Here is a 1,563-nt window from a genome sequence, read left to right on the forward strand (position 1 = left end):
TAGGTTAAGTTAGAAAGGGCGCACGGTGGATGCCTTGGCACTAGGAGCCGATGAAGGACGGGACTAACACCGATATGCTTCGGGGAGCTGTAAGTAAGCTTTGATCCGGAGATTTCCGAATGGGGAAACCCACTGCTCGTAATGGAGTAGTATCTTTACCTGAATACATAGGGTACTGAAGGCAGACCCGGGGAACTGAAACATCTAAGTACCCGGAGGAAGAGAAAGCAAACGCGATTCCCTTAGTAGCGGCGAGCGAAACGGGAACAGCCCAAACCGAAAGGCTTGCCTTTCGGGGTTGTAGGACACTCAACATGGAGTTACAAAGGAACGGGGTAAATGAAGCGATCTGGAAAGGTCCGCGATAAAAGGTAAAAGCCCTGTAGTTGAAACTTCGTTCCCTCCTGAGTGGATCCTGAGTACGGCCGGACACGTGAAATCCGGTCGGAAGCAGGGAGGACCATCTCCCAAGGCTAAATACTCCCTAGTGACCGATAGTGAACCAGTACCGTGAGGGAAAGGTGAAAAGCACCCCGGAAGGGGAGTGAAAGAGATCCTGAAACCGTGTGCCTACAAGTAGTCAAAGCCCGTTTATGGGTAATGGCGTGCCTTTTGTAGAATGAACCGGCGAGTTACGATTACATGCAAGGTTAAGTTGAAGAGACGGAGCCGCAGCGAAAGCGAGTCTGAATAGGGCGAATGAGTATGTGGTCGTAGACCCGAAACCAGGTGATCTACCCATGTCCAGGGTGAAGTCCAGGTAACACTGGATGGAGGCCCGAACCGACGCACGTTGAAAAGTGCGCGGATGAGGTGTGGGTAGCGGAGAAATTCCAATCGAACTTGGAGATAGCTGGTTCTCTCCGAAATAGCTTTAGGGCTAGCCTCACGAAGTAAGAGTCTTGGAGGTAGAGCACTGTTTGGACTAGGGGCCCTCATCGGGTTACCGAATTCAGACAAACTCCGAATGCCAATGACTTATCCGTGGGAGTCAGACTGCGAGTGATAAGATCCGTAGTCAAAAGGGAAACAGCCCAGACCACCAGCTAAGGTCCCAAAGTATACGTTAAGTGGAAAAGGATGTGGAGTTGCTTAGACAACCAGGATGTTGGCTTAGAAGCAGCCACCATTTAAAGAGTGCGTAATAGCTCACTGGTCGAGTGACTCTGCGCCGAAAATGTACCGGGGCTAAACGTATCACCGAAGCTGTGGGTGGACACCGTATGGTGTCCGCGGTAGGAGAGCGTTCTAAGGGCGTTGAAGCAAGACCGGAAGGACTTGTGGAGCGCTTAGAAGTGAGAATGCCGGTATGAGTAGCGAAAGACGGGTGAGAATCCCGTCCACCGTATGCCTAAGGTTTCCTGAGGAAGGCTCGTCCGCTCAGGGTTAGTCGGGACCTAAGCCGAGGCCGAAAGGCGTAGGCGATGGACAACAGGTTGATATTCCTGTACCACCTCTTTATCGTTTGAGTGATGGGGGGACGCAGGAGGATAGGGTAAGCGCACTGCTGGTTATGTGCGTGTAAGCAGTTAGGCTGAGAAGTAGGAAAATCCGCTTCTCGCA

Annotated in this window: 1 rRNA gene; it reads left to right on the forward strand. The window is 51.8% G+C overall.

Going from position 1 to position 1,563, the window contains the following annotated elements:
* Positions 1–2: 2 nt before the first annotated feature.
* A 23S ribosomal RNA gene (locus ACI3K6_RS23380) occupies positions 3–1,563 on the forward strand; the annotation flags it as partial.

The sequence above is a fragment of the Neobacillus solisequens genome, from assembly GCF_051233465.1.
In the GTDB taxonomy this organism is placed as follows: domain Bacteria; phylum Bacillota; class Bacilli; order Bacillales; family Cytobacillaceae; genus Neobacillus.